Genomic DNA, 26,038 nt, shown 5'->3' with positions numbered 1-26,038 from the left:
CCGACGGTCCGTCACCCGGTCCGTCACATCAAAGGGGTCAGGAAGCGGCGCAGCACCTCTTCGTACGCGGCGGGATCGGCGTTCCACATCGCCCCGTGGGCGGCGTCGGAAACGGAGTGCAGGGTGACGAGGTCGGGGCGGGCCGCGGCGAGCCGGCGGGAGGGTTCCCAGGGGGCGATCGCGTCGTCGGGGCCGTGGAAGATCAGTACGGGCACCTTCAGCGCGGCCGGATCCGACCCCGGGGCCCGCCGGTCGGCGCGCAGGCCCGCACGGCCCTCCGCGGCCTTGACCGCGAACGGGAGGAGCGGGGCCGGGGTGCGGCGCGCGGCGGCGAGGGCGCGCAGGGTGGCGTGCCAGTCCAGTACGGGCGAGTCGATGACCAGTCCGGAGATCCGGTCGGCCACCGCCGAGCGCTCGAGGGCGTGCAGGGCCATGGTGGCGCCGGTCGACCAGCCGTGCAGGACCACGCGGCGGGCGCCGTAGCGCAGGGCGTAGCGGATGGCGGCGTCGAGATCGCGCCATTCGGACTCGCCGAGGTGGCCGAGGCCGTCCGGTGACTCGGGGGCTCCGAGGTCGCCCCGGTACCCGAGGTCCAGGACGGGGAGCTTGTTGCGGTGGAGGAAGGGCATGACCGTCATCGGGTGCTCGCGGGTGGCGCCGAGCCCGTGGACGGTGATCACCCACGTGTCGCGGGCCGCGGGCACGAACCAGGCGGGCAGCGCGCCGAGCTCCCCGGGGACGTCCACGTCGGCGTGGTCCAGTCCGAGGGCGGTGCGCGGGTTGCCCAGGTGGACCTGGGGGGTGAGGGTGACGCGGGTTCCGGGGTCGAGGCTGCCGTGGGTGACGGCGAGGAGCCGGCGCACCACGGTGTCGGGGCCGTGCGGGGCGTCGGGGAGGACGGGCCCGACCACGGCGTGCACCCCGGGCGCGGTGAGCCCGTAGGTGCCGGGGCGCAGGGAGGCGAGGGACCGGGTCAGCTCGACCCGGCCGGCCGCGGTGGAATGGACGGTGAGCCGGGGGCTGCCGGGGAGCGGGCGGCCGGGCTCGGTCCGCAGGGCCGCGTCGGCGGCGTACCGGCCGGCGAGCGCGGCGGCGGTGACGGCGGCCGCGCCGGCGCCGAGCAGGGTCGTGGTGACGGCCGCTGCCGTCGCTGTGGCGGTACGCACTGCTCCAGTGTCGAGGCGGACGGGTCGGCGGGCCACCGGAGGGAATGACTCCGGCCGGCGCCCCCGAGGGGTGGCACGGAAGGTGATCTAGCTCTCTTCGGGGGTCCCGGGCGTGCGGGCGGGTTACCGGAAGTCCTGCCCCGAAGCGCGCGGACACCCCTGCTGCGACATGCATTAATCGATATATCAACGCACTTCCCGGGACGAAGGTCCCGATCGGGTGCCGTGCCGATACACCGCATGAACCCTGTCAGTTCACCTTCCGTTCATCCAGGTTATCTACGGTCCACGAACCACTGACGTCAAACAGAAGCCTGGGTAAATGGAGCACATAACGCTTCTCCTCGGGATCGTGATCATCACCGCTCTCGTGTTCGATTTCACGAACGGTTTTCACGACACGGCCAACGCGATGGCCACCACCATCTCGACCGGCGCCCTCAAGCCCAAGACCGCGGTGGCAATGTCCGCCGTGCTCAACCTCGTCGGCGCCTTCATGTCCGTGGAGGTCGCCAAGACGATCTCCAAGGGACTGGTCAACGAGGAAGGCATCCAGCCGGAGGTCATCTTCGCCGCCCTGGTCGGCGCGATCCTCTGGAACCTCGTCACCTGGCTGGTCGGACTGCCCTCCAGCTCCTCGCACGCCCTGATGGGCGGCCTGATCGGTGCGGCCGTGGCCTCCGCCGGCATGGGCGCCGTCAACGGCAGCGTCGTCGTCACCAAGGTGCTGATCCCCGCGATCGCCGCGCCGCTGGTCGCCGGCTTCGCCGCGTACCTGGCCACGAAGGTCACGTACAAGGTCGGCAACGGCATGGGTGAGAAGACCTCGGCCAAGGGCTACCGCGCCGGCCAGATCGCCTCCGCGGGTCTCGTCTCGCTGGCGCACGGCACCAACGACGCGCAGAAGACGATGGGCATCATCACGCTGGCGCTCGTCGCCGGCGGCGCCCTCGCGCCCGGCTCCAACCCGCCGGTCTGGGTCATCGTCTCCGCCGGTCTGGCCATCGCGATGGGCACCTACCTGGGCGGCTGGCGCATCATCCGCACCATGGGCAAGGGCCTGACCGACCTGCAGCCGCAGCAGGGCTTCGCCGCCCAGACCTCGGCCGCCAGCGTCATCCTGGCCTCCTCCTCCCTCGGCTTCTCCCTCTCCACCACCCACGCGTGCTCCGGCGCCGTCATGGGTTCGGGTCTGGGACGCAAGGGCGGCGTGGTCCGCTGGTCCACCGCCACCCGCATGTTCATCGCCTGGGGCCTGACCCTCCCGGCCGCGGCCCTGGTCGCCGCCGGTGCCGAGCTGGTCATGCGTACCGGGGACATCGGCATCGCCGGCGTCACGGTCTTCCTGATCGGCTCCTGCGTCGCCATCTGGCTCATCTCCCGCCGCCAGGTCGTCGACCACACCAACGTCAACGAGGTCGGGACGGCCGCCGCCGAGGAGCCGGGTGTCGTCACCACGGCCATCGCGGCCGTCAGCGTACCGCCGGTCACGGCCGCCGCAGTCGGCAGCACCGCCGCGGTGACGGACGAGGAACTGAAGGCCACCATCCCGGCCGCGACGACGACCCCCGCGGCCCCGGCCGCGGCCGTCTGACCCCGAGAACGACAGAGGATTCAGCGGTATGAAGATCGACTGGGAAGCACTCGGCTCCGTCTTCGGGGTCAGCCTCTCCGCCACCGTCGTCCTGGTGACCCTGTTCACCCTGGGCCTGATGGGGCTCTCCAAGCACGAGGCCGCCACCGAACAGGGCGGCGCCGCCACCCTGGCCCGCAGCGGTGCGTACGCCTGCTTCGCGCTCTGCGCGGCGGCCGTGGCCTACGGGATCTACCTGATCGTCGCCTGAGGCGCGGGACGGCACGTACGAAGGCTCCCTCCGGGTTCGTACCGGAGGGAGCTTTCGCATGCCCGGACCCCCTCCCCCGCCACCCCGCCGCAGGTCAACGGCGAGTTGACGGGCCTTCGCGCTGCGTGGTGGACTGCCCGAGCCATTACGGCGGCATGGAGAGGAAGTCCGGTGCGAATCCGGCGCGGTCCCGCCACTGTCACCGGCGCACGCGAGCCTTCGGCCGTGTGCGGCCGGGAGCCAGGAACTCTCGCCGCCGGACACGTCGAACCAGGGCGCGGACCCTGAGTGAGGACATACCTGCCACCATGCGTGCCGATCGCGTCTTCGCGTACGGCGTCACGGCGGGCCTGATCGGCGACCGGATCCTCGGGGATCCGCGCCGAGGGCACCCCGTGGCCGCCTTCGGACGAGCCGCCGCCGCCGTCGAACGCGCCCTGTGGCGCGACGACCGCGCGCGGGGCGCCCTGCACACCCTGCTGTGCGCCGGAGGCGCGGCCGCCGTGGGCGCGCTGGGCGCCCGCGCCGTGCGCTCCCGGCCCGCGGCCGCCCGCATCGCCCTCACCGCCGCCGCCACCTGGGCCGTCGTCGGCGGCACCTCGCTGGGCCGGGAAGCCCGCGCCATCGGCGGGGCGCTCGCCGCCGGGGACGCCGAAGTGGCCCGCGAGCGGCTGCCCCACCTGTGCGGGCGCGACCCGCAGGCGCTGGACGAGCAGCAGATGGCCCGCGCGGTCGTCGAATCGGTCGCCGAGAACACCTCCGACGCCGTGGTCGGGGCCCTGGTGTGGGGCACCGTCGCGGGCGTCCCCGGGCTGCTCGCCTTCCGCGCCGTGAACACCCTGGACGCGATGGTCGGCCACAAGTCTCCCCGCCACCTGCGCTACGGCTGGGCCTCCGCCCGGCTCGACGACGTGGCCGGCTGGCCGGGCGCCCGGCTGACGGCCCTGGCCGCCGTACTGGCCGGGCCCGACCGCCGGGGGGCCGTACGGGCCTGGCGCGCGGACGCCGCCAAGCACCCGAGCCCCAACGCGGGGCCCGTGGAGTCCTCCTTCGCCGGGGCGCTGGGCGTACGGCTGGGCGGGACCCTGGCGTACGCGGGCCGGGTCGAGCACCGGGCCGTGCTCAACGGTGCGGCCGGGCGGCCCGTGGAGGTCGCCGACATCGAACGGGCGGTGCGGCTGTCGCGCCAGGTGACGTGGGTGGCGCTGGGGGCCTGTGTGGCGGCCCGGACGCTGGTCGCCCAGACGCTGGTCTCCCGTATGGCGCACACGAAGAAGAAGGGGCGGCGCGCATGAGCGGCGGCGCGAAGCGCGGCGGGGGTCTCCTCGTCGCCGGTACGACCTCGGACGCGGGCAAGAGCGTGGTCACGGCGGGCATCTGCCGGTGGCTGGCCCGGCAGGGCGTGAAGGTGGCCCCGTTCAAGGCGCAGAACATGTCGCTGAACTCCTTCGTGACGAGGGAGGGCGCCGAGATCGGCCGTGCGCAGGCCATGCAGGCCCAGGCGGCCCGCGTGGAGCCGACCGCGCTGATGAACCCCGTGCTGCTCAAGCCCGGCAGCGACCGGAGCAGCCAGGTGGTGCTGCTGGGCAAGCCGGTGGGCGAGATGAGCGCGCGCGGCTACCACGGGGGGCGCCAGGAGCAGTTGCTCGGCATCGTCACGGACTGCCTGGAGCAGTTGCGGGGCACGTATGACGCCGTGATCTGCGAGGGGGCGGGCAGCCCGGCCGAGATCAACCTGCGCCGGACCGACATCGTGAACATGGGCATCGCGCGGGCCGCGCGGTTCCCGGTGGTCGTCGTCGGCGACATCGACCGGGGCGGCGTCTTCGCGTCCTTCTTCGGTACGACGGCCCTGCTGTCTCCCGAGGACCAGTCGCTGATCGCGGGCTACCTGGTCAACAAGTTCCGCGGCGACGTCACCCTGCTGGAACCGGGCATGGAGATGCTGCGCGGCCTCACCGGGCGCGCCACGTACGGCGTGCTCCCCTTCCAGCACGGGCTGGGCATCGACGAGGAGGACGGCCTGCGGGTCTCCTTGCGGGGTGCGGTACGGGAATCCGTGGTCGCCCCGCCCGTCGGCGAGGACGTGCTGCGGGTCGCGGTCTGCGCGGTGCCGCTGATGTCCAACTTCACGGACGTCGACGCACTGGCGGCGGAGCCGGGCGTGGTGGTGCGGTTCGTGGACCGGGCCGAGGAACTGGCCGACGCGGACCTGGTCGTCGTCCCCGGCACCCGTGGCACGGTCAAGGCGCTGGCCTGGCTGCGCGAGCGGGGCCTGGCGGACGCGCTGGCCCGGCGGGCCGCCGAGGGCCGGCCGGTCCTGGGCATCTGCGGCGGGTTCCAGGTGCTGGGCGAACACATCGAGGACGAGGTCGAGTCGAAGGCCGGCTCCGTGCCGGGGCTCGGGCTGCTTCCCGTGCGGGTCCGCTTCGAGCGGGAGAAGACCCTGGCGCGGCCGGTGGGTTCGGCGCTGGGCGAGCCGGTGGAGGGGTACGAGATCCACCACGGCGTGGCCGAAGTCCTGGGCGGGACCCCCTTCCTGGACGGGTGCCGGGTCGGGGAGGTGTGGGGCACGCACTGGCACGGCTCGCTGGAGTCGGACGGCTTCCGCCGGGCGTTCCTCCGCGAGGTCGCGGCCGCTGCGGGCCGCCGCTTCGTTCCGGCGCCGGACACGTCGTTCTCCTCCCTGCGGGAGGAGCAGCTCGACCTCCTCGGCGACCTGATCGCGGAGCACGCGGACACGGGCGCCCTGATGCGGCTCATCGAGGGTGGCGCCCCGTCGGGCCTCCCCTTCCTCCCGCCGGGCGCGCCATGAGCGGCGCAGCCCTGCGGGGGCTGTCCCCTACCCGCCCTTCCCCCGTTCCCCGGAGCTCCGCCCCGGACCCGTTGCCGCGTGCGGCGCCGTACCCGGGGGCCAGCCCCCGGACCCCCGCTCCTCAAACGCCGGAGGGGCTGGTTTTCGGCTGTGGCCCGCACGTCCAGGCTGACGCCGGCCACATTCAGCCCCGCCGGCGTTTGAGGCGCGGGGTCTGGGGCGGAGCCCCAGGAGGCCCGCGCACGCGTATCCGTACCCACGCTCCAGAAGGGGCCACCGCATGAGCACGCCCTACCCGTTCACCGCACTGGTCGGCCAGAACGACCTGCGCCTCGCGCTGCTGCTCAACGCGGTGAGCCCCGCGGTCGGCGGTGTCCTCGTGCGCGGTGAGAAGGGGACCGCCAAGTCCACCGCCGTCCGCGCCCTGTCCACCCTGCTGCCGCAGGTGGACGTGGTCCCCGGCTGCCGGTTCAGCTGCGCGCCCACCGCCCCGGACCCCGCCTGCCCCGACGGCCCCCACGAGCCGGGACCGGCCGCCGCGCGGCCCGCCCGCATGGTGGAGCTGCCCGTCGGTGCCTCCGAGGACCGGCTCGTCGGCGCCCTCGACATCGAACGCGCCCTCGCCGAAGGCGTGAAGGCCTTCGAGCCCGGCCTGCTGGCCGACGCGCACCGCGGGATCCTGTACGTCGACGAGGTCAACCTGCTCCACGACCACCTCATCGACCTGCTCCTCGACGCCGCCGCGATGGGCGCCTCCTACGTCGAGCGCGAGGGCGTCTCCGTACGGCACGCCGCCCGCTTCCTCCTCGTCGGCACGATGAACCCCGAGGAGGGCGAGCTCCGCCCCCAGTTGCTCGACCGCTTCGGCCTGACCGTCGAGGTCGCCGCCTCCCGGGAGCCCCTCCAGCGGGTCGAGGTCGTGCGTCGCCGCCTCGCCTACGAGGACGACCCCGCGGGCTTCGCGGGCCGCTGGTCCGGGGACGAGGAAGAGGTGCGTGCCCGGGTGGTGGCCGCGCGGGCGCTGCTCCCGCGGGTGCGCCTCGGTGACACCTCGCTGCTGCAGATCGCGGCGACCTGCGCCGGTTTCGAGGTCGACGGCATGCGCGCCGACATCGTGATGGCCCGTACCGCGACCGCGCTCGCCGCCTGGGCCGGGCGGACCGAGGTGCGCAAGGAGGACGTGCGGCAGGCCGCCCTGCTGGCGCTCCCCCACCGGCGCCGCCGCAACCCCTTCGACGCGCCCGGTCTCGACGAGGAGAAGCTGGACCGGATCCTGGACGGGTTCCCCGACGACGAGCCGGACCCCGAGCCCGAGCCGGAGCCGGAGCCGGAGGGGCCCGGTGAAGGTCCGCAGGACGACGGCCCGGACGGCGGCGGCCCCGACGGCGGGGGCGGCGTACCCCCGCAGGGGTCCGGACCGGACGCGCCCGAGGCCGAGTCGGAGGCCCCGGCCCAGCCCGAGCAGCAGCCCGAGCAGCAGCCCGAGACGCAGCCCTCCGCCCAGGAGAAGGAGGCGACGGACGGTCCGGCCGAGCAAGCGCCCGTACGGGCGGCCGAGCCGTTCCGCACCAAGATGCTCAGCGTCCCGGGTCTCGGCGAGGGCGCGTCCGGGCGGCGTTCGCGCGCCCGCACCGCGCACGGCCGCACCACCGGCGCCCAGCGCCCCCGCGGCCAGTTGACGAAACTGCACCTGGCGGCGACCGTCCACGCCGCGGCCCCGCACCAGAAGGCGCGCGGACGCACCGGGCGCGGGCTGGTCGTCCGCAAGGACGATCTGCGGCAGGCGACCCGCGAGGGCCGCGAGGGCAACCTCGTCCTGTTCCTCGTCGACGCCTCCGGCTCCATGGCCGCCCGGCAGCGCATGAGCGCGGTCAAGGGGGCCGTGCTGTCCCTGCTGCTCGACGCCTACCAGCGCCGGGACAAGGTCGGCCTGATCACCTTCCGGGGCTCCTCGGCCGAACTGGCCCTGCCCCCCACCTCCTCCGTCGACGCCGCCGCGGCCCGGCTGGAGAAGCTGCCGACCGGCGGGCGCACCCCGCTCGCCGCCGGGCTGCTCAAGGCCCACGAAGTGCTGCGGATCGAACGGCTGCGGGACCCGAGCCGCAGGCCGCTGCTCGTGGTCGTCACCGACGGGCGGGCCACCTCGGCCGGCGCCGTCGGTGGCCCGCACCATGACACGCCGCGCGAGCTCTCGGCGCGCAGCGCCCGGCTGCTGGCGGCCGGCGGGGTCGCGTCCGTGGTCGTGGACTGCGAGTCGGGGCCGGTCCGGCTCGGGCTGGCCGGCGTACTGGCCGCCGATCTGGGCGGCCCGGCCGTCACCCTCGACGGGCTGCGGGCCGATTCGCTGGCCGGGCTCGTCAAAAACGTACGTACCCCATCCCCGACCCTCAGGAGGGCCGCGTAATGCCGCAGGGACAGCCGTCCGTCGTTCCGGACGACGGACTCACGACGCGTCAGCGCCGCAACCGCCCGCTCGTCTTCGTCCACACCGGGCCGGGCAAGGGCAAGTCGACGGCGGCCTTCGGTCTGGCGCTGCGCGCCTGGAACCAGGGCTGGCCGATCGGGGTGTTCCAGTTCGTCAAGTCGGCGAAGTGGAAGGTCGGCGAGGAGAACGCGCTGAAGGTGCTCGGCGCCTCCGGCGAGGGCGGCTCCGTCGTCTGGCACAAGATGGGCGAGGGCTGGTCCTGGGTCCAGCGCGACGCGCAGCTCGACAACGAGCAGGCGGCCAAGGAGGGCTGGGAGCAGGTCAAGCGCGACCTGGCCGCCGAGACGCACAAGCTGTACGTGCTGGACGAGTTCGCGTACCCGATGCACTGGGGCTGGATCGACGTCGACGAGGTCGTCGAAGTGCTGCGCAACCGTCCCGGCACCCAGCACGTGGTGATCACCGGGCGCAACGCGCCGGAGAAGCTGGTGGAGTTCGCGGACCTCGTCACTGAGATGACCAAGGTGAAGCACCCGATGGACGCCGGCCAGAAGGGCCAGAAGGGCATCGAGTGGTGACCTCGTTCAACGTACCGAGACTGGTCATCGCCGCGCCCTCCTCCGGCAGCGGCAAGACCACCGTCGCGACGGGCCTGATGGCGGCCTTCTCGGAGCGCGGCCTCGCCGTGTCCCCGCACAAGGCCGGGCCCGACTACATCGACCCGGGCTACCACGCGCTGGCCACCGGCCGGCCCGGTCGCAACCTGGACGCCTTCATGTGCGGGCCGGATCTGGTGGCCCCGCTGTTCGCGCACGGGGCCGCCGGATGCGATCTGGCCGTCATCGAAGGCGTGATGGGTCTCTACGACGGGGCGGCGGGGCGGGGCGAACTGGCGTCGACGGCGCAGGTCGCGAAGCTGCTCCGGGCGCCGGTGGTGCTGGTCGTCGACGCGTCCTCGCAGTCGCGGTCGGTGGCGGCGCTGGTGCACGGCTTCGCCTCCTTCGACCCGCAGGTGCGCCTCGGCGGCGTGATCCTGAACAAGGTCGGCTCCGACCGGCACGAGGTGATGCTGCGGGAGGCGCTGGAGGAAGCGGGGATGCCGGTGCTCGGCGTCCTGCGGCGGGCTCCGCAGGTGGCCGCGCCCTCGCGGCACCTGGGGCTGGTGCCGGTCGCCGAGCGGCGGCGGGATGCCCTCGACTCCGTGACGGCCCTGGCCGAGCAGGTCCGCCAGGGCTGTGACCTGGAGGCCCTGATGGCCTTGGCCAGGACGGCCCCGGCCTTGGCGTGCGAAGCCTGGGCTCCGGACCAAGTTCTTCTCCCCCACCCCGCCCCTTCCCGAAACCGGGCTCTGCCCGGACCTGGTCCTCAAACGCCGGACGGGCTGGAAGATGCCGCTCAGCGGCAAATATCAGCCTCGCCGGCGTTTGAGGCGCGGGGTCTGGGGCGGAGCCCCAGCGGCGGCGCCGCACCTGTCATCGCCGTCGCGGGCGGGGCCGCGTTCACCTTCTCCTACGCCGAGCACGCGGAGCTGCTCACCGCCGCCGGGGCGGAGGTGGTCACCTTCGACCCCCTCCGGGACGAAGCGCTCCCACCCGGCACCACCGGCCTGGTGATCGGCGGCGGGTTCCCCGAGGTGTACGCCCCGGAGCTGTCAGCCAACGAGCCGCTCCGCAAGGCCGTCGCCGCCTTCGCCGCGGCCGGCGGTCCGCTGGCCGCGGAGTGCGCGGGGCTGCTGTACCTGGCCCGTTCGCTGGACGGGAAGCCCATGTGCGGGGTGCTCGACGCCGACGCGCGGATGTCGGAGCGGCTCACGCTCGGCTACCGCGAGGCGGTCGCCGTCTCCGACAGCGTCCTCGCACCGGCCGGGACCCGGCTGCGCGGGCACGAGTTCCACCGGACGGTGATCGAGCCGGGCGCCGGCGCCGCACCGGCGTGGGGCTTCACGCATCCGGAACGCCGGGTCGAGGGGTTCGTAGCGGACGGGGTGCACGCCAGCTACCTGCACACGCACTGGGCGGCGGAGCCCTCCGTGGCCCTGCGGTTCGCCGAGGCAGCGGCAGCGGCAGCGCATCGGTGAACCGGAAACGCCCGGGGCCGGCCCGGTCACTCCGCCAGGCCCACGACCAGCCAGATCCCCGCCACTCCGCCCACGGTGCACATCAGGGTGGACAGCGCGGGGTGCTTGTGGTGGGCCTCGGGCAGGATCTCGGCGGCGGCCAGGTACAGCAGGACGCCGCCGAAGAAGCCGAGGTAGGCCCCGAGCGGTTCCTCCGGAAGGGTGAACAGCAGAGTGGACGCGGCGCCCACGACGGGGGCCACCGCGTCCGCGAAGAGCATGAGCAGGGCCTTGCGACGGGCGTTCCCGTACAGCCGGGTGAGGGTGTACGTGTTGAACCCGTCGGCGAAGTCATGGGTGATGACGGCCAGCGCCACGGCCACGCCCATCCCCCCGCCGACCTGGAACGCGGCTCCGAGGGCCACCCCGTCGGCGAGGCTGTGGCCGACCATGGCGGCGGCGGCCGTCAGGCCGACCTGGGGGACCCTCTTGCCGTGGTCCGGGTGCCCGTCGCCGTTCGTGGCCCCGTGGGAGGCCTGACGGACGGCCAGGAGGCGTTCCACGCAGTGCGCGGCGAGGAACCCGCCGACGAAGAGCAGCAGGGCGAGCGGGACTCCGAACAGTTCGTCGCCGGCCGCGTGCATGGCCTCCGGGAGCAGGTCGAGGCCCACGACGCCGAGCATCAGCCCGCCGGCCAGGCCCAGCACGAGGTGGCGGCGGTCGGTGACGCGCTGCGCCGTCCATCCGCCTGCCAGGGTCATCAGGAACGCACCCAACGCCACGATCACGGCCATGTGCCCCTGCATACCGACTCCGCGCCGCCCGCGCACTTCCGCGCCCGGGTGGCGGACCACGGAGGGTTGACGGGCCGGCCGCACACGAGCACGAACACGAACACGACGACGGAGAACGGGTGAACCTGTTGGGCGAGTACGCGACGCAACTGGTCGTCGGGGTCGGCGGCCGCGCGGGCGTGTCCGTGGCGGAGGTGTGCGCGCTGGTGGAGGAGACCCTGCGCGGCGCCGGGCTGGCGTCGGAGTCGGTGACGGCCCTGGCCACCGTGGAGGGGAAGGTGCTGGAGGCGGGGATCGCGGGTGCGGCGGAACGTTTCGGCGTGCCCCTGCTGAGCTACCCCGCCGAGCGGCTGGCCGCGATCCCGGTACCGCACCCCTCGGACGCCGCCCGCGAGGCCGCCGGCACCGCGTCGGTGGCGGAGGCGGCCGCACTCGCCGGCGGCGGGGAACTCCTCGTGCCCAAGCGCCGGTCGGTGGCGGCGACCTGCGCCGTCGCCACGGCCCACACCCACGACCTGCGCCACCACGGGGACGCGGAGGTCTCGGACGGGGGCGCGGGGCTCGTCGATCTCGCGGTGAACGTACGGTCCCACACCCCGCCGCAGTGGCTGAAGGACCGGATCGCGGCTTCGCTCGACGTCCTGTCCGCGTACCCCGACGGCCGCTCCGCCCGCGCGGCCGTGGCCCTTCGCCACGGGCTGCCGGTCGAGCGGGTGCTGCTGACCGCGGGCGCCGCGGAGGCGTTCGTACTGATCGCGCGGGCGCTGGGCGCCGTACGGCCCGTGGTGGTGCATCCGCAGTTCACCGAGCCGGAGGCGGCCCTGCGCGACGCGGGCCACCAGGTGGAGCGGGTCGTGCTGCGGGCGGCCGACGGCTTCCGGCTGGACCCGGCGGCGGTACCCGAGGAGGCCGACCTCGTGGTGGTCGGGAACCCGACCAACCCGACCTCGGTGCTGCACCCGGCGGCGACCCTGGCGGCGCTGGCCCGGCCCGGGCGGATCCTGGTGGTCGACGAGGCCTTCATGGACGCGGTCCCCGGCGAACGCGAGGCGCTGGCCGGGCGGACGGACGTACCGGGCCTGGTGGTGCTGCGGAGCCTGACCAAGACCTGGGGCCTGGCCGGGCTGCGCATCGGCTATGTCCTGGCCGAGCCCGGGGTGATCGCGAAGCTGGCGGCGGCGCAGCCCCTGTGGCCGGTGTCCACGCCCGCGCTGGTGGCGGCCGAGGCGTGCGTGGCCCCCGCGGCGCTGGCCGAGGCGGAGGCCGCGGCCCGGCAGATCGCGGTGGACCGGGAGCACCTGCTCGCGGGGCTCGCGGAGTTCGAGGAGATATCGGTGGCGGGGACGGCGGCGGGGCCGTTCGTGCTGATCCGGGTCGAGGGCGCGGCGGAGATCCGCACCCGCCTGCGCGCGCTGGGCTTCGCCGTGCGCCGCGGGGACACCTTCCCGGGCCTGGACCGCTCCTGGCTGCGACTGGCGGTCCGCGACCGCGCGACGACGGGCCGCCTCCTCCAGGCCCTCGACCTGGCCCTCGCGGGCACGCTGACCAGGAGCTGAAGGCACAACCACCGGGGTGGGCCCCGCCCCCGCCCGCGCGGGCCTCACCCCCACGGCGCGTTTCCGTGAGTCGTACACGGGGACGCCCTCACCAGTGCGCGACTATTTTCGCAGGCAGCGACCGCGCGACACCGGGGGGTACGGGGATGAAGACAGTCGGGAAGATAGGTGCGGCCGTGGCCGGACTGGCCGTGGTGGGAGGCGCCGCCTACGGCGTGACGCACCTGGCCGGCCGGGACGGCGGCGGGTCGGCCGAACAGCGTCTGGGGGCCAAGCCGGGGGCCGCGGCGAGTCCGGGCCGCGACGCCGCGGCCGGAGCCACAGCCGGAGCCGGTGCCGGTGCCGGTGCCGGAGCCACGGCCACAGCAGTGCCCGACGGGAAGCCGTTCACCCTCGTCGGCACCGGCGACATCATCCCGTACCCGTCGATCATCCAGCGGGCCGCCGACGACTCCGCGGAGAAGGGCGGATACGACTTCCGGAAGATACTCGCCGGGGTCAAGCCCATCGTCTCCGCCGCCGACCTGGCGATATGCCACCACGAGATACCGTACGGCCGGCCCGGCGGCCCCTACACCGGATACCCCCTCTTCAAGGCCCCGCACCAACTGGCCGACGCCCTCAAGGACACCGGCTACGACAGCTGCTCGACCGCCTCGAACCACACCCTGGACGACGGGTACGACGGCCTCGCCCGCGTCCTCGACCACCTCGACCGCGTCGGCATCCGCCACGTCGGCTCGGCCCGCGGCGCCGAGGAGGCCAAGGCCCCGGCCCTGCTCGAAGCCGGCGGGGCCGAGGTCGCGCAACTGGACTACACGTACGGGACGAACGGCATCCCGCTCCCCGACGGCAAGCCCTGGGCCGTGAACCTGATCGACCCGGCGCGGATCATCGCCGACGCCCGCGCCGCGCGCGCGGCCGGCGCGAACGTCGTCGTCCTCAGCGTCCACTGGGGCTCCGAGTGGCAGACCGCCCCGGACCGGCAGCAACTGGACCTGGCCCGGGCACTGACCGCCTCGCGCGGGGCGGACGGCCTCCCCGACATCGATCTGATCCTCGGCACCCACAACCACGTGCCGCAGCCGTACGAGAAGGTCAACGGCACCTGGGTGGTGTACGGCATGGGCGACCAGGTGGCCAGCTTCTACGAGGCCGAGAAGGCCCGCGGCAACATGTCCTCGGTCCCCCGCTTCACCTTCGCCCCGGCGGCCGCGCATCCGGGCCGCTGGGAGGTGGTGAAGGCCGAGTACCTCACCCAGTTCTCGGACATGCGGCCGCCGTTCCGCGTCGTCTGCACCTCCTGCGAGGCAGCCGCCTCCTCCGGCGACGGCGCGTACGCCGCCGCCGACCGCGAGATCACGAAGGCCGTGATGTCACGCGGCGCCGCAGAGCAGGGACTGACGCGCGCGACGAAGTAGGGCGCGGCGGCGGCGGGCGGTGCGGGCCCGGCGGCTGCCCCCACCCCCGGCGCCCGCCCCGAAGGACACGTCCCCGGCCTACGAGGCCCTGCCCCGCCGGGTCACGACCAGTGCGGCGGCGCCGAAGCCGAGCAGGAGCAGCGCACCGCCCGTCACGAACGGGGTGAGCGAGCCGCCTCCGGTCTCGGCGAGGCCGGCCGGGGACCCGGAGCCGCCCGCGGTCCCCGTCTGGGGCTTGATGTTTTCGGGCAGCTTCGAAGCACTGGCGCTGGGGGCGGGGGCGGCCGGGGACTCGCAGCGGGCCTCGGCGAGCACGATCTCGCCCTCGACCTGGGCGACGTTCAGATCGAGGGGGTTCACCGAGACCTTGAGCCGCAGCGCGGCCGCGGCGGCCGTGGTGGAGGTGGTCTCGGCGGCGGAGAGCTCCAGGCTCACCAGGCCGACCTTGGGGACCTCGACCTTGGTGGGGCCGCCCGCCGAGAGGGTGACCTTCTTGCCCAGGACGGTCACGGCGCCCAGGACGTTGGAGGTGGCGACCGGCTTCCTGCCCGCCTCGCAGACGGCCTTGGAGCTGACCTTCTCCACCTGGATCAGGGACAGCAGGGGCAGGCCCGGTACGTGGACCCGGGCCTTGGCGAGGTTGGCCTCCGCCACGGCCCGGTGGGAGTCGGCGGTGGCCTTGGAGGTGGCGACGTCGGCGCGCAGGATGCGCACCGGCCTCCCTCCGTCGACCCCGTCGAGGGTGACGGTCAGCGCCGTCTTCTCGGCGTCCGCCGGGGCGCTGACCTCGTTGAGGGTCGCCTTCAGCGGGACGTGCACGGTCTTGTTGAGCAGGCCCACGTCCAGCGTGGTGCGCAGGACGACGGCGCTTGCCTTGCCTTCGCCCGGGCGGGATCCGGTGGAACCGGCGGAGCCGGTGGCGAAGGCGGGCGGGGCGGCGAGGAGGGCAACCGCTCCCGTGGCGACGAGCGCGGCCACGGGCATGCGGAAGGTGTTGCTGTTCAAGGTGGTGGAACCCCCAGGGAGATGGGAGCCGTCGCGCCGCCAATGGGGGACATTGCGCGCGCCGACGGCCTCGACCCCGGAATCTTTACGCACTGAGAGTGAACAGGGGTGAACCCGACGTGAGTTCACCCCAAAGGGTGGTTTCCAGGCATAGGTTCGAATAAATACGCCTCACCCGGAACGGGAGTTCCCTCTCATCCCGGGAATCCTGTCCGCCGGGACCCGTGCCGGGCGTACACAACGACCGCGCGGCCGCCGGCGTCACGCCCCGTCAACTCCGGCGCCCTCGCACCCCATCGGCCTCGCACCCTCGGGCGCCCCATCGGCCCCATCGGCCCCATCGGCCCCGTGCCCCTCAGGCCACCACCGTGCCGTTCACCACCACCCGCAGCGGCTCCGCCAGCGCCCGTACGTCGGCCCGCGGATCTGCCTCGTAGACCACCAGGTCGGCCGGCGCGCCCTCGGTCAGGCCGGGCCTGCCGAGCCACTCGCGCGCGCCCCAGGCCGTCGCCGAGAGGGCCTGCAGCGGCGGGATCCCGGCCTTGACGAGCTCGCCGACCTCGGCCGCGACCAGGCCGTGCGGCAGGGAACCCCCCGCGTCCGTCCCGACGTAGACCCCGATGCCCGCGTCGTAGGCGGAGCGGACGGTGTCGTAGCGCCGCTCGTGCAGCCGGCGCATGTGCGCCGACCACCGCGGGAACTTCGCCTCGCCGCCCGCGGCCATCTTCGGGAAGGTCGCGATGTTCACGAGGGTCGGGACGATGGCCACCCCGCGCTCCGCGAACAGCGGGATGGTGTCCTCGGTCAGCCCCGTGGCGTGCTCGATGCAGTCGATGCCCGCCTCGACCAGGTCCCGCAGGGAGTCCTCGGCGAAGCAGTGCGCGGTGACGCGCGCCCCGAGGCGGTGGGCCTCGGCGATGGCGGCCTCGACCTCGGCGCGCGGCCAGCAGGCCGTCAGGTCCCCGGCCTCGCGGTCGATCCAGTCCCCGACCAGCTTGACCCAGCCGTCGCCGCGCCGCGCCTCGCGGCCGACGTACTCGACGAGGTCGGCGGGCTCGATCTCGTGGGCGAAGTTGCGGATGTAGCGGCGGGTGCGGGCGAGGTGCCGGCCCGCCCTGATGATCTTCGGCAGGTCCTCGCGGCCGTCGATCCAGCGGGTGTCGGACGGGGATCCGGCATCACGGATGAGGAGGGTGCCGGCGTCCCGGTCGGTCAGGGCCTGCTGTTCGGCAGTGTCCGCGTCCACCGGCCCGTGGGCGTCGAGCCCGACGTGGCAGTGCGCGTCGACCAGGCCGGGGAGCACCCACCCGGTGACCTCGGTGACCTCCCGGGCACCGCGCGGACGCTCGTAGGAGATCCGGCCGCCCACCACCCAGAGCTCGTCGCGGACCTCCTCGGCCCCGACCAGTACCCGCCCCTTGACGTGCAGTACCCGCCCTTTGACGTGCGGCAGCCCCGGACTCGCGCCGTCACCGTTGACCTCGTCGCTCATGGCCGCACTCTATGCGCGGGCTCGGTAGGCTCTCCAGGTCGGTCCGGACTTTTCCGGACGAACGGCCCAGGACCGCAAGAGCCGTCCCGGACTCGGAGCACGACCACAGACCCAGAGCACGACCCCAGACCGAGAGAACGAAGAGAGCGGCGCCGTGACCCACCCCCTCCTGGACCTTCCGCCCCTGACCGCCGCGCGCTTCGCGTCGATCGAGCGGGGGGTCGCGGAGCTGCTCGGGACCCGGGCCGACGTGGTGATCACCCAGGGCGAGGCCCTGCTGCCGCTGGAGGGGTGCATCCGGTCGGGCGCGCGGCCCGGTTCGACCGCGCTGAACGTGGTGACCGGCCCCTACGGGACCACCTTCGGCAACTGGCTGCGCGACTGCGGGGCGAGCGTCGTGGACCTGGAGGTCCCCTTCGACACGGCCGTGTCCGCGGCTCAGGTGGACCGGGCCCTGTCGGAGCACCCGGAGATCGACTTCGTCTCCCTGGTCCACGCGGAGGCGGCCACCGGGAACACCAACCCGGTGGCGGAGATCGGCGAGGCCGTACGGGCCCACGGGGCGCTGTTCATGCTGGACGCGGTGGCCTCGGTGGGCGCGGAGCCGCTGCTGCCGGACGCCTGGGGCGTGGACCTGTGCGTGATCGGCGCACAGAAGGCGATGGGCGGACCGGCGGGCGTCTCCGCGGTGTCGGTCTCCGACCGCGCCTGGGCCCGCTTCGCGGAGAACGCCTCGGCGCCGCGCCGCTCGTACCTCTCCCTGCTGGACTGGAAGGAGCGCTGGATCGACAGCGGGCGCACGGCCCTGCCGCACGCGCCGGCGCAGCTGGAGATGCTGGCGCTGGAGGCCTGCCTGGACCGGATCGCCGCCGAGGGCCTGCCGGCGGTGACGGCCCGCCACGCCGCCGCGGCGGCGGCGACCCGCGCGGGCGCGGTGGCGCTGGGCATCGCCCCGTACGTCGGCCGGGACGAGGCGGCGGCCCCGGTGGCCACCACCCTGCGGGTCCCGGAGGCCTCCCTGGTGGTGGCGAAGGCCCTGGCGGCGGATCCGGCGGCCCCGCTCGCGGCGGGCGGCGGCGCGCTGGCCCGGGAGATGGTCCGGGTCAACCACTACGGCACAGCGGCCTCCCCGGACACCGTCGGCGCCTGCCTGACGGCCCTGGCCGCGGCCCTGTCGGTGGACCCGGCCGGGGCTCTCGCGGCGGCGGGCTCCGCCTGGTCGGCGGCGGCCCCGCCCTCCGCCTGATCCGGTCAGCCCTCCAGGAGGTTCAGCAGCCGGTCCACGTCCGCCTCGGTGTTGTAGAGGTGGAAGGAGGCCCGCAGATGGCCCGCGCGGGCGGACGTGACCACACCGGCGGCGAGCAGGGAGGCCTGACGGCCGGCCAGGCCCGGCACCGAGACGATCGGAGATCCGCCCGGGACGGGCTCGTGGCCCAGGCGGGCGAGGCCCGCGCGGTAGCGGGCGGCCAGTGCGGTGTCGTGGGCGTGGACGGCGTCGATGCCGATCCGCTCCAGCAGGGCCAGCGAGGACTCGGCGGCGTGGTAGGCCAGGAAGGCCGGGGACTCGTCGAAGCGCCGTGCCCCGTGGGCCAGTTCCCGCAGCGGGCCGTAAATGGCGTCCCACATGTCGGCGAGCGCCACCCAGCCGGCGTGCAGCGGGGTCAGGGCGTCCTGGGCCTCCTGCGAGACCGTGAGGCAGGAGACCCCGCGCGAGGCAAGCAGCCACTTGTACCCGGCGGTGACCGTGTAGTCGTAGGGGCTCGCGTCGAAGGGCAGCCAGCCCGCCGCCTGCGAGGCGTCGACCAGCATCCGCGCCCCGTGCGCGGTGGTCGCGGCGCGTACGGCCGCCAGGTCCGCCGTACGCCCGTCGGCGGACTGTACGGCGCTCAGCGAGACCAGTGCGGTGTCCGGGCCGACGGCTTCGGCGAGGGACTCCAGCGGGGCGAAGCGGACCTTGAGGTCGTCGCGCACCACGAAGGGGTTGATGACCGAGGCGAACTCCCCCTCCGGGCACAGGACTTCGGATCCGGCCGGGAGGGAGGCGGAGACCAGGCCGACGTGGGTGGAGACGGCCGAGCCGACGGCCACCCGGTCCGCCCGGACCCCGACGAGGCGGGCGAACGCCTCCCGGACCCGTTCGACGCGGCCGAAGTCGCCGAAGCCGGCCGGGAGTCCGGCCCCGGCCGCCTCCGCGAGCCGCCGCACCTCGGCGACGGCGGCTCGCGGGAGGATCCCGCAATTGGCGGTGTTGAGATAGGTGGTGGAGTGCGCGAACTCGTCGCGGACGGCTTCGGGCGCAAGGAGGTCCATGACCTTCACTCTGCGCCAGGACCACCCCAAAGTCCATTGCCGAGTTTGGCGCACCATACCAAAGGATTACTTATGACGACGCCTTACGGGCGCGGCACCGCGCACGCGCCGTCGGGCTCGCACGCCTCGCCCTCGGGGGCGGCGGGCACGAGGACCTCGCGGCCGGCCCAGGCCTGCTCCAGCGCCTGCGTGAACACCTCGGCGGGCTGGCCCCCGGAGATCCCGAGGCGACGGTCGAGCACGAAGAACGGTACGGCGTTCGCGCCCAGCTCGGACGCTTCGCGCTCGTCGGCCCGCACCTCGGCGGCGTACGCCGACTCGTCGGCCAGCACCGCGCGGGCCTCCGCCTCATCCAGTCCGGCCTCGACGGCGAGCTCCACGAGGACCTCGGGGTCGAAGACGGAGCGCTCCTCGCCGAAGTTGGCGCGGTAGGCGAGGTCGAGCAGCTCTTCCTGGCGGCCGCGGTCGGCGGCCAGGTGCAGCAGGCGGTGGATGTCGAAGGTGTTGCCGTGGTCACGGCCCTCGGTGCGGTATGTCAGCCCCTCGGCGCGGGCGCTCGCGGCGACGTGCTCCTCCATGCCGCGGGCCTCTTCGAGGGTGCGGCCGTACTTCTTGGCCAGCATCTCCACGACGGGCGCCACCTGGCCCTTGGGTCCGTTCGGGTCGAGCTCGAAGGAGCGGTAGACCACCTCGACCTCCTCGCGGTGTGCGAAGCCGGCCAGCCCCTTGGCGAACCGGGCCTTGCCGATGTAGCACCACGGGCAGGCGATGTCGCTCCAGATCTCGACGCGCATGTTCCTTCTTCTCTCCACGGAGTCAACTGTTCCGTGTTCAACCATCCGCGGCGGCGTCTCATTCCCCGGACGGGTCATCCCTCGGACGGGTCCCCGACCGTGTCCACCGTGAGCCACAGGATGCGGTGGGAGCCCGCGGCCCGGGCGCCGGCGGGGTCCGGGAGCCAGCCGTGGGTGGCGTAGAAGGCCTGGGCGCGGAGGTTGTGCTCGTAGACCTCCAGGCGGACCCTGCGGATGCCCGCGCGGCGCCAGGCGTCGAGGCAGGCGGCGTGCAGGGCCGCCCCGGTGCCCCGGCGCCAGTGGACGGGGTCCACGTGCAGCTGGGTGAGGGTGGTCTCGCCGTCGGCGGTGCGGAAGGCCGCCACCCCGGTGAGCTCGCCGTCCCGCTCTGCGCAGAGCACCCCGCCGTCGGCCGCGTCCCGGGCCACCGCCCTGGACCAGCCCTCACGGGTCCGCGCCAGTTCGGCGGCGCCGCCATAGACCTCTTCGGCTGTCCGGCCCCGGTAGTAGGTGGCGCGGGCCCGGGTGTGGAGGGCGGCGATGGCGTCGAGGTCTTCGGGCTGCGCGGTCCTGATCATGGGAAGGAGAACGCGCCGGGAATCCTGCCGGTTCCCGGCGCGGCCCAGTTCTACTTCTTCAGCCAGGCCTGCATCATCTTCTGCGCCACCGGGGCGGCCAGCTTGCCGCCGCCGATCTCGGAGCGGTCGGTGTCCGAGTTCTCGATCACCACGGTGACCGCGATCTGCTTGCCGTTCATCTTTCCGTACGTGGTGTACCAGGCCAGCGGCGGCAGGCTGTTGTTCACGCCGCGCTGGGCGGTACCGGTCTTGGCTCCCGACTCGACGCCCGGGATCTGGACGTTCTTGCCGCCGCCTTCGGTGGCGACCGTCCGCATGGCGTCCTGGACCATCGAGGCGGTCTTCGCGCTCATCACCTGCTCGGACTTCGGGTTCTTGAAGCTCTCCAGCACGTTGCCGTTGGAGTCGGTGACCTCGGAGACCTCGTGCGGGGAGACCAGCTTGCCGCCGTTCTCGATCGCGGCCGTCACCATGGCCATCTGGAGCGGGGTGGCCTGGACGTCGAACTGGCCGATACCGGTCTGGGCAACCTGGTCGACCGACATCTTCTCCGTCGGGTACTTGCTGGACGGGGTGGTCCAGACGGGCGTCTTCTGCACCACGTTGAAGCCGAGCTTCTCCGCCATGGCGCGCATCTTGTCCTGGCCGAGCTTGTGGGCGAGGTCCGCGAAGACGTTGTTGCAGGACAGCTTCAGCGCGTTGCGGGGGGTCGCGTTGTTGCAGAGCGAGTCGTCCACCTCGCTGCGCAGCTTGGTCCGCGTCCCGGGGATCGTGTAGTCGCCGGGGATCCCGGTCGGCGTGTCGATGTTCGTGACCAGGCCGTTCTCGATGGCCGCCGCCAGGGTGACCAGCTTGAAGGTGGATCCGGGCGCCTGCGGCTTGCGCAGGGCCGTGTTCTCCATGGCCTTGCCCTTGTCGGCGCTGAGCTCCTCCCAGGCCTTCTGCTCCGCCTCTCCGGCGCCGGAGATGGTGCCCGGGTCGAAGGAGGGGTTGTTCACGACGGCGAGGATCTCGCCCGTCGCCGGGTCGAGGGCCACGGCCGAGCCCTGCTTGCCCTGCAGCGCGTCCCAGCCGGCCTTCTGGACGTCCTTGTCGATCGTGGTCAGGACGTTGCCCGGGGCGGCCCGCTTGTTGGTGAGCGTGTCCATGATCGTCTTGAGCCGGTTGTCGGTGCCGTTGAGGATGTTCTTGTAGACGCCCTCCAGCATGCTCGACCCGAAGGCCTGGGAGCTGTAACCGGTGATCGGCGCGTACAGCGGCCCGTCGGTGTAGGTCCGCTTGTACCGGAAGTCCTTGCCGCCGGTGTCCTTGGAACCGGTGATCGCCTCCCCGCCCACGATGATGTTCCCCAGCGGGTTCTCGTACTTCCCGATGAGGTTGCGCCGGTTGTTGGTGTCGTCTGCGAGGGCCTGGCCTTGGTATGCCTGCACCCAGGTGACCCGCACCAAAAGGGCCAGCACCAGAAGCAGACAGAAGACCGACGCACGCCTGATCGTCTTGTTCATCCCCCAGAAGGACGTCCCGGCCGTCCCAGCCGTTCCGCTCTGCCCCGATTGTGGCGGAGTTCTCAGCCTTTCTTCATGAGGAAGCCCCCCTCGTACGCCGCGATGACCGCCTGGGTCCGGTCCCGGGAGCCGGTCTTGGCCAGGACCGCGGCCACGTGCGTCTTGACCGTCTGCGGGCCGACCCCGAGCCGCTCGCTCACCTCGTGGTTGGAGAGCCCGGTGGCCATCAGCCGCAGTACGTCGGCCTCCCGGTCCGTGAGCCGGGCGACCCAGCGCGCGGCGGCCGGGCCGGCCCCGGGCGCGGTGTGGGCGGCGGCCAGGGAGCGGACGGCCGCCGGAAAGAGCAGCGAGTCCCCTCGGGCCACGAGCCGGACCGCGGCGGTCAGCTCGTCGGGGGCGGCCCGCTTGAGGAGGAACCCGGCGGCTCCCGCGCGCAGCGCCTCGTACACGTAGGCGTCGTTCTCGAAGGTGGTGACCACCACGATCCGGGGCGGCTCGGCCATGGTGGCGAGGATCCGCTCGGTGGCCCGGATGCCGTCGATCTCCGGCATCCGCACGTCCATCAGCACCACGTCAGGGGCGAGCGCCCGCACCACGGCCACGGCCTCGGCTCCGGTGGCCGCCTCCCCGACGACCTCCAGGTCGGGCTCGGCGTCGAGGATGACCCGCAGGGCGGTACGCACCATCCGCTCGTCGTCGGCCACGACCAGCCGCAGCGGCGGGCGGGCCGGCGGGCCCGACAGCGCAGTCACCTGCGGGGCCACCGGCGCGACCTCCGGCGGGGTCGTAGGCGGGGCCGCCGGCGGGGGCGTAGGCGGGAGCTGCGGCGACAGGGTCGGCGGCGGGAGCCGCGGCGGGGGCGGCGGGGTCGGCGACGTCATCGGGCGCCCTCCCCGAGGGGGAGGACGGCTCGCAGTCGCCACCGGCCCTCGTGCCACCCGGCCTCGACTTGCCCGCCGAGCAGCGAGGCACGCTCGGCGGCGCCGTGCAGCCCGCGGCCCCCGGTGGTACGGGCCCCCGGAGCGGCCGCCGCGTCGTTCGTCATGGTGATCTCCAGTTCCTGGTACCCACCGTGCTTCTGGTGTCCACCGTGCTCCTCGCATCCACCCGATTTCCCCTGCCCACCGGACTCACCCTTTCCACCGGACTCGCCCCGCCCGCCCGGTTCCCCGTGTCCACCGCGCGCCCGTACGAGGATCCGCAGGTCGACCGGGCCCGTGCCGTGCCGCAGCGCGTTGCTCAGCCCCTCCTGGACGATCCGGTACGCCTCGCGGGAGGCGATCGCCGGAAGCCACGCCCAGTCACCGGCCGGTCCCGGGTCCTGGCGGGCGGTGATCGGGGTCCCGGAGGCCCGGCTGCGGGCCAGCAGCCCGTCGAGGTCGGCGGCGAGCGTCGGAGCGGCGGGCAGGCCGGTGCCCCCGGCGCCCGCTCCGTCGCCCTCGCGCAGCAGGCCGAGGACGGCGTCCAGCTCCCCCACCGTGCGCCGGGTGGTGTCCTCGATCGCGGCCAGCGCCTCCCGTACGAAGCCGGGGTCGCTGTCGAGCACCCGCCGGGCGGCGCTCGCCTGGAGGGTGACCGCGCTCAGGGCGTGCCCGACGGCGTCGTGCAGTTCCCGGGCGAGCCGGTTGCGCACGGCCAGGTCCGCGGCGCGTTCCTCGGCGGCCGCCAGCCGGTCCGCCGCCGTCGGCCCGAGCAGTACGGGCGCCAGCCGGGCCAGCAGCGCCCCCGCCCCGGCGGCGCACAGGACGAGCCCGGCCAGCAACCCGATCCCGAGCAGGGGGGCCGCGTACGGCTCGGCCTGTGCGTCGAACGGGCCGAGCCCGACCGGCAGTTCCCGCAGCGCGCTCACGAAGGGCAGGGCGAGCAGCACCACCGCCATGGGCGGTACCGCCAGGCTCATCCCGCTGACCAGTGCGCCGACCCCCAGGTGCAGGGTCCACCAGGCCGAGGCCCGCCCCCGGGCCGCCCAGCTCCGGGCCCGCCCCTCGGCCAGCAGCTCCCCCGGCACCGCGCACATGGCCCGTACCGCGGCCACCGACATCGGCCGGACCAGTCCGAACAGCCCGCTCACGGCGACGATCGGCAGGGCCAGGGCATAGGCGGCGAAGTTGAGCAGCAGGGAGGTACGTGCGTCGCTCCCGCTGCCGAGGCCCCCGACCACCACCTGCGTGAGCAGGAAGTACGGCATCAGCAGGGCCCCGCCGAGTATCAGGTGCACCCAGCGCAGCCGGGCCCGCGCCCCCAGCAGCCGGCTCAGGCCGGCCCTCCCCCTCGCCGTCACCCCCACCCGCGTCACACCGTGCGGCGGGAGGCGAGGAACCGGGTGAGGACGAGGGCCCCGAGTATTCCGGTGATCATCTGGCCAGCGTAGGCCAAGTGGAGCATCGCGGAAGGCTGTTCGCCCTCGGGGTCCGGGCCCAGCACGGCGATCAGCATCCACGCTCCCCAGCTCAGCGCCGCCGCCGACCCGATCCACGTGAGCGCCAGCGGTCCTCGCACCGGTCGCTCTCCGCCCCGGGCCAGCAGCAGCGCCCCGGCGGCGGCGATGAGGGCGCACATCGCGTGGACCGCGCTGACCACTCCCGTCTCCGCGGAGTACGCCGCGACCTGCTTCGCGGTCAGCCCTGCCGTGCCTCCGAACGCCCAGTACAGGTACACCGAGGCCACCGCCGTGCCCGTCACCGCCGAGGCTCCCGCCACCACCCCCGTGGACGACGGGAGCCTCTTCCCCAGCACGCCCTGCCAGCGCCGACCCCAGCGCTCCCGCGCATAGGGCACGAACAGCCCGGCCAGGGCGAGTCCTTGAAGCGTGAAGCCGCCGTAGACGACGTTGAACACCCACGGGTCGAGGAAGGGCTCCTGGGCCGCCCCCGCCGCCTCGTCCGCCCCCATGCCCAGCGCCTTGACGAGCATCTGGCCCGGGAACCCGGTCAGGATCGGGGTGAGCAGGCCGGTGGCGGCGAAGACGGGGATGGCCAGCAGCCACGACGGCACCCGCATGCCCCAGGGGCGGGTGAGCGCCAGAACGATCAGGATCACGGTGGCGTCCATGACCAGCGTGACGGCGTTGGCCACGGTGAAGAACAGCCCGGGCTCCAGGAGCACGCTGCCGTCGGGTATCCCGATGCGGCTCCCGCCCAGCCAAGCGGCCTTCAGGCCCAGGTACGGAAGGGTGGCGGCCAGGGCCACCGCCCGCATGATCCGCCGCCCGGTCCCCATGACGGGGGCCGCGGACGGCCTCGTGGCGTACGTCGTGTCGCTCGGGTGAACCGCTCGTGTGGTCATGCCTCAACGGTCCCGGTTCGACGCCCCCGCCACCTCCCCCTTGAAGGGGAACCGCCTCCCCCGCCCGGGGGAGGAACCAGGCAGTCCACCGCACCACCTGCGCCTGCGGCCCGCCTCACATCCGCCGCGTCACCACCGACAGCCGGTCGCGCGCCGCGAACAGCGCCGCCTTGATGCCCCGTTCGTGCCCCGGCGTCAGCCGCGCCACCGGCACCGAACAGCTCACCGCGTCCCGCGCCGGCGTCCGGTACGGCACCGCCACTCCGAAGCAGCGCAGTCCGAGCGTGTTCTCCTCCCGGTCCACCGCGTACCCCTGCTCCCGTACCAGTGCCAGCTCCTCGATGAGGCGGTCCCGGTCGGTGATGGTGTGCTCGGTGACGGCTTCGAGCCGCCGCGGCAGCAGTGCGCGTACCTCTGCGTCCGTGTGCGTGGCCAGCAGCGCCTTGCCGAGCGCCGTCGAGTGCACCGGCAGCCGCCTCCCGACGCGGGTGAAGGGCCGCAGGTAGTGCTGGGACTGCCGGGTCGCGAGGTAGACCACGCTCGTCCCGTCCATGCGGGCCAGGTGGATCGTCTCCGTCGTGTCGTCGGAGAGCCGGTCCAGCGTGGGCCGCGCCGCCGCGACCACCTCGTCCCCGTCGATGTACGAGCTGCCGACGAGCAGCGCCCGCACGCCGATGCCGTACCGCGTGCCCGTCGCGTCCGTCTCCACCCAGCCCAGGTTCACCAAGGTGCGCAGCAGCATGTAGAGGCTGGATTTGGGCAGGGAGAGGTCGCTCTGGATGTCGGCCAGGCTGTGCAGCCCCGGCCGGGAAGCGAAGTGCTCCAGCAACTGGACCGTGCGTACCGCCGACTTGACGGCCGCCGGCGCCCCCGGGCCCCCCGCCTCAGCTGTGGTCGTCATCCGCCTTGGTGCCCCTCTGTCTCTTGCTGTCACTTGTCAACCCGGAAGACACGGAAATAGAGTCCACGGTGGATGTGATCATTCATCCAAC

Annotated in this window: 21 protein-coding genes, 1 pseudogene and 1 riboswitch; of the genes and pseudogenes, 10 read left to right on the top strand and 12 right to left on the bottom strand. The window is 73.8% G+C overall.

Annotated elements, in window-relative coordinates; genetic code table 11:
- Positions 1-23 precede the first annotated feature (23 nt).
- Positions 24-1,166: a S9 family peptidase gene (locus tag MTF69_RS26565; protein WP_243338475.1), complete on the bottom strand. Its 1,143-nt coding sequence runs from the start codon at positions 1,164-1,166 to the stop codon at positions 24-26.
- A gap of 322 nt (positions 1,167-1,488) precedes the next feature.
- On the opposite strand from MTF69_RS26565, the gene MTF69_RS26560 reads away from it, so the two are divergent.
- The 7 genes and pseudogenes from MTF69_RS26560 (at position 1,489) to MTF69_RS26530 (ending at position 10,327) form a co-directional block, all read left to right on the top strand.
- Entirely contained in the window at positions 1,489-2,760 is a 1,272-nt protein-coding gene (locus MTF69_RS26560; protein WP_243338474.1) for an inorganic phosphate transporter, read from the top strand.
- A gap of 28 nt (positions 2,761-2,788) precedes the next feature.
- A complete protein-coding gene (locus MTF69_RS26555; RefSeq protein ID WP_243338472.1) occupies positions 2,789-3,010 on the top strand; it encodes a hypothetical protein in 222 nt (73 codons plus the stop codon).
- 159 nt (positions 3,011-3,169) lie between these two features.
- Positions 3,170-3,260, top strand: a riboswitch (cobalamin riboswitch).
- A gap of 58 nt (positions 3,261-3,318) precedes the next feature.
- Positions 3,319-4,305, top strand: a complete 987-nt coding sequence (locus MTF69_RS26550) for a cobalamin biosynthesis protein (protein ID WP_243338469.1) — start codon at positions 3,319-3,321, stop codon at positions 4,303-4,305.
- Positions 4,302-6,109: pseudogene (locus MTF69_RS26545) on the top strand (cobyric acid synthase). The gene MTF69_RS26550 and the pseudogene MTF69_RS26545 overlap by 4 nt, the downstream one beginning before the upstream one ends.
- Positions 6,106-8,229, top strand: a complete 2,124-nt coding sequence (locus tag MTF69_RS26540) for a putative cobaltochelatase (protein ID WP_243338465.1) — start codon at positions 6,106-6,108, stop codon at positions 8,227-8,229. The pseudogene MTF69_RS26545 and the gene MTF69_RS26540 overlap by 4 nt, the downstream one beginning before the upstream one ends.
- Entirely contained in the window at positions 8,229-8,828 is a 600-nt protein-coding gene (gene cobO / locus MTF69_RS26535; protein WP_243338462.1) for a cob(I)yrinic acid a,c-diamide adenosyltransferase, read from the top strand. Before MTF69_RS26540 ends, cobO begins: the two co-directional genes overlap by 1 nt.
- Positions 8,822-10,327 (top strand): cobyrinate a,c-diamide synthase, encoded by a 1,506-nt coding sequence (locus MTF69_RS26530; protein ID WP_243338461.1) that lies wholly within the window; start codon positions 8,822-8,824, stop codon positions 10,325-10,327. Before cobO ends, MTF69_RS26530 begins: the two co-directional genes overlap by 7 nt.
- 26 nt (positions 10,328-10,353) lie before the next feature.
- Here MTF69_RS26530 and MTF69_RS26525 read toward each other — a convergent pair whose 3' ends face one another.
- Complete coding sequence (locus MTF69_RS26525; RefSeq protein WP_243338459.1) at positions 10,354-11,100, bottom strand: ZIP family metal transporter; 747 nt, start codon at positions 11,098-11,100, stop codon at positions 10,354-10,356.
- Between the two features lie 119 nt (positions 11,101-11,219).
- On the opposite strand from MTF69_RS26525, the gene cobC reads away from it, so the two are divergent.
- Together cobC and MTF69_RS26515 are read left to right on the top strand one after the other, a co-directional pair.
- Positions 11,220-12,656 carry an Rv2231c family pyridoxal phosphate-dependent protein CobC gene (cobC, locus tag MTF69_RS26520; protein WP_243338458.1) on the top strand — a complete coding sequence of 479 codons (1,437 nt, stop codon included), beginning with the start codon at positions 11,220-11,222 and terminating at the stop codon, positions 12,654-12,656.
- Between the two features lie 146 nt (positions 12,657-12,802).
- Positions 12,803-14,077 (top strand): CapA family protein, encoded by a 1,275-nt coding sequence (locus tag MTF69_RS26515; RefSeq protein ID WP_243338456.1) that lies wholly within the window; start codon positions 12,803-12,805, stop codon positions 14,075-14,077.
- A 78-nt stretch (positions 14,078-14,155) separates the two neighbouring features.
- Here MTF69_RS26515 and MTF69_RS26510 read toward each other — a convergent pair whose 3' ends face one another.
- The gene (locus MTF69_RS26510; protein ID WP_243338454.1) at positions 14,156-15,082 is read right to left on the bottom strand and encodes an SCO1860 family LAETG-anchored protein; all 927 of its coding nucleotides are present in this window, start codon (positions 15,080-15,082) and stop codon (positions 14,156-14,158) included.
- 355 nt (positions 15,083-15,437) lie between these two features.
- Complete coding sequence (locus tag MTF69_RS26505) at positions 15,438-16,574, bottom strand: amidohydrolase family protein (RefSeq protein ID WP_243338452.1); 1,137 nt, start codon at positions 16,572-16,574, stop codon at positions 15,438-15,440.
- Positions 16,575-16,728: 154 nt separating this feature from the next.
- Between MTF69_RS26505 and MTF69_RS26500 the strand changes: the two genes are divergently transcribed.
- Positions 16,729-17,820: an aminotransferase class V-fold PLP-dependent enzyme gene (locus MTF69_RS26500; protein ID WP_243338451.1), complete on the top strand. Its 1,092-nt coding sequence runs from the start codon at positions 16,729-16,731 to the stop codon at positions 17,818-17,820.
- A 5-nt stretch (positions 17,821-17,825) separates the two neighbouring features.
- Here MTF69_RS26500 and MTF69_RS26495 read toward each other — a convergent pair whose 3' ends face one another.
- The 8 genes from MTF69_RS26495 to MTF69_RS26460 form a co-directional block, all read right to left on the bottom strand.
- Entirely contained in the window at positions 17,826-18,884 is a 1,059-nt protein-coding gene (locus MTF69_RS26495) for an aminotransferase class V-fold PLP-dependent enzyme (protein WP_243338450.1), read from the bottom strand.
- A gap of 83 nt (positions 18,885-18,967) precedes the next feature.
- Entirely contained in the window at positions 18,968-19,678 is a 711-nt protein-coding gene (locus MTF69_RS26490) for a DsbA family oxidoreductase (protein ID WP_243338448.1), read from the bottom strand.
- A gap of 74 nt (positions 19,679-19,752) precedes the next feature.
- A complete protein-coding gene (locus tag MTF69_RS26485; RefSeq protein ID WP_243338446.1) occupies positions 19,753-20,256 on the bottom strand; it encodes a GNAT family N-acetyltransferase in 504 nt (167 codons plus the stop codon).
- A 50-nt stretch (positions 20,257-20,306) separates the two neighbouring features.
- A complete protein-coding gene (locus tag MTF69_RS26480; protein WP_243338445.1) occupies positions 20,307-21,761 on the bottom strand; it encodes a penicillin-binding protein 2 in 1,455 nt (484 codons plus the stop codon).
- Between the two features lie 62 nt (positions 21,762-21,823).
- Positions 21,824-22,477, bottom strand: a complete 654-nt coding sequence (locus tag MTF69_RS26475; protein WP_279346284.1) for a response regulator transcription factor — start codon at positions 22,475-22,477, stop codon at positions 21,824-21,826.
- A 161-nt stretch (positions 22,478-22,638) separates the two neighbouring features.
- Positions 22,639-24,042: a sensor histidine kinase gene (locus MTF69_RS26470; protein WP_243338443.1), complete on the bottom strand. Its 1,404-nt coding sequence runs from the start codon at positions 24,040-24,042 to the stop codon at positions 22,639-22,641.
- A gap of 11 nt (positions 24,043-24,053) precedes the next feature.
- Entirely contained in the window at positions 24,054-25,046 is a 993-nt protein-coding gene (locus MTF69_RS26465) for a hypothetical protein (protein ID WP_243338441.1), read from the bottom strand.
- A gap of 115 nt (positions 25,047-25,161) precedes the next feature.
- Positions 25,162-25,947 carry an IclR family transcriptional regulator gene (locus MTF69_RS26460; protein WP_243338439.1) on the bottom strand — a complete coding sequence of 262 codons (786 nt, stop codon included), beginning with the start codon at positions 25,945-25,947 and terminating at the stop codon, positions 25,162-25,164.
- Between the last annotated feature and the right edge of the window lie 91 nt (positions 25,948-26,038).

This window comes from Streptomyces sp. AP-93 (assembly GCF_022808175.1).
GTDB lineage: Bacteria > Actinomycetota > Actinomycetes > Streptomycetales > Streptomycetaceae > Streptomyces.
The sequence above is the reverse complement of the archived record's forward strand: the minus strand, read 5'-3'. Positions and strand labels throughout refer to the sequence as shown.

Excerpts from the sequence above, each read along its gene's own strand:
- MTF69_RS26555 (WP_243338472.1), top strand. The coding sequence starts at position 2,789 with ATGAAGATCGACTGGGAAGCACTCGGCTCCGTCTTCGGGGTCAGCCTC.
- MTF69_RS26505 (WP_243338452.1), bottom strand. The coding sequence starts at position 16,574 with ATGAGCGACGAGGTCAACGGTGACGGCGCGAGTCCGGGGCTGCCGCAC.
- MTF69_RS26480 (WP_243338445.1), bottom strand. The coding sequence starts at position 21,761 with ATGAACAAGACGATCAGGCGTGCGTCGGTCTTCTGTCTGCTTCTGGTG.
- MTF69_RS26540 (WP_243338465.1), top strand. The coding sequence starts at position 6,106 with ATGAGCACGCCCTACCCGTTCACCGCACTGGTCGGCCAGAACGACCTG.
- MTF69_RS26465 (WP_243338441.1), bottom strand. The coding sequence starts at position 25,046 with ATGACCACACGAGCGGTTCACCCGAGCGACACGACGTACGCCACGAGG.
- MTF69_RS26485 (WP_243338446.1), bottom strand. The coding sequence starts at position 20,256 with ATGATCAGGACCGCGCAGCCCGAAGACCTCGACGCCATCGCCGCCCTC.
- MTF69_RS26515 (WP_243338456.1), top strand. The coding sequence starts at position 12,803 with ATGAAGACAGTCGGGAAGATAGGTGCGGCCGTGGCCGGACTGGCCGTG.
- MTF69_RS26460 (WP_243338439.1), bottom strand. The coding sequence starts at position 25,947 with ATGACGACCACAGCTGAGGCGGGGGGCCCGGGGGCGCCGGCGGCCGTC.
- MTF69_RS26490 (WP_243338448.1), bottom strand. The coding sequence starts at position 19,678 with ATGCGCGTCGAGATCTGGAGCGACATCGCCTGCCCGTGGTGCTACATC.
- MTF69_RS26525 (WP_243338459.1), bottom strand. The coding sequence starts at position 11,100 with ATGGCCGTGATCGTGGCGTTGGGTGCGTTCCTGATGACCCTGGCAGGC.
- cobO (WP_243338462.1), top strand. The coding sequence starts at position 8,229 with ATGCCGCAGGGACAGCCGTCCGTCGTTCCGGACGACGGACTCACGACG.
- MTF69_RS26550 (WP_243338469.1), top strand. The coding sequence starts at position 3,319 with ATGCGTGCCGATCGCGTCTTCGCGTACGGCGTCACGGCGGGCCTGATC.
- MTF69_RS26560 (WP_243338474.1), top strand. The coding sequence starts at position 1,489 with ATGGAGCACATAACGCTTCTCCTCGGGATCGTGATCATCACCGCTCTC.
- MTF69_RS26495 (WP_243338450.1), bottom strand. The coding sequence starts at position 18,884 with ATGGACCTCCTTGCGCCCGAAGCCGTCCGCGACGAGTTCGCGCACTCC.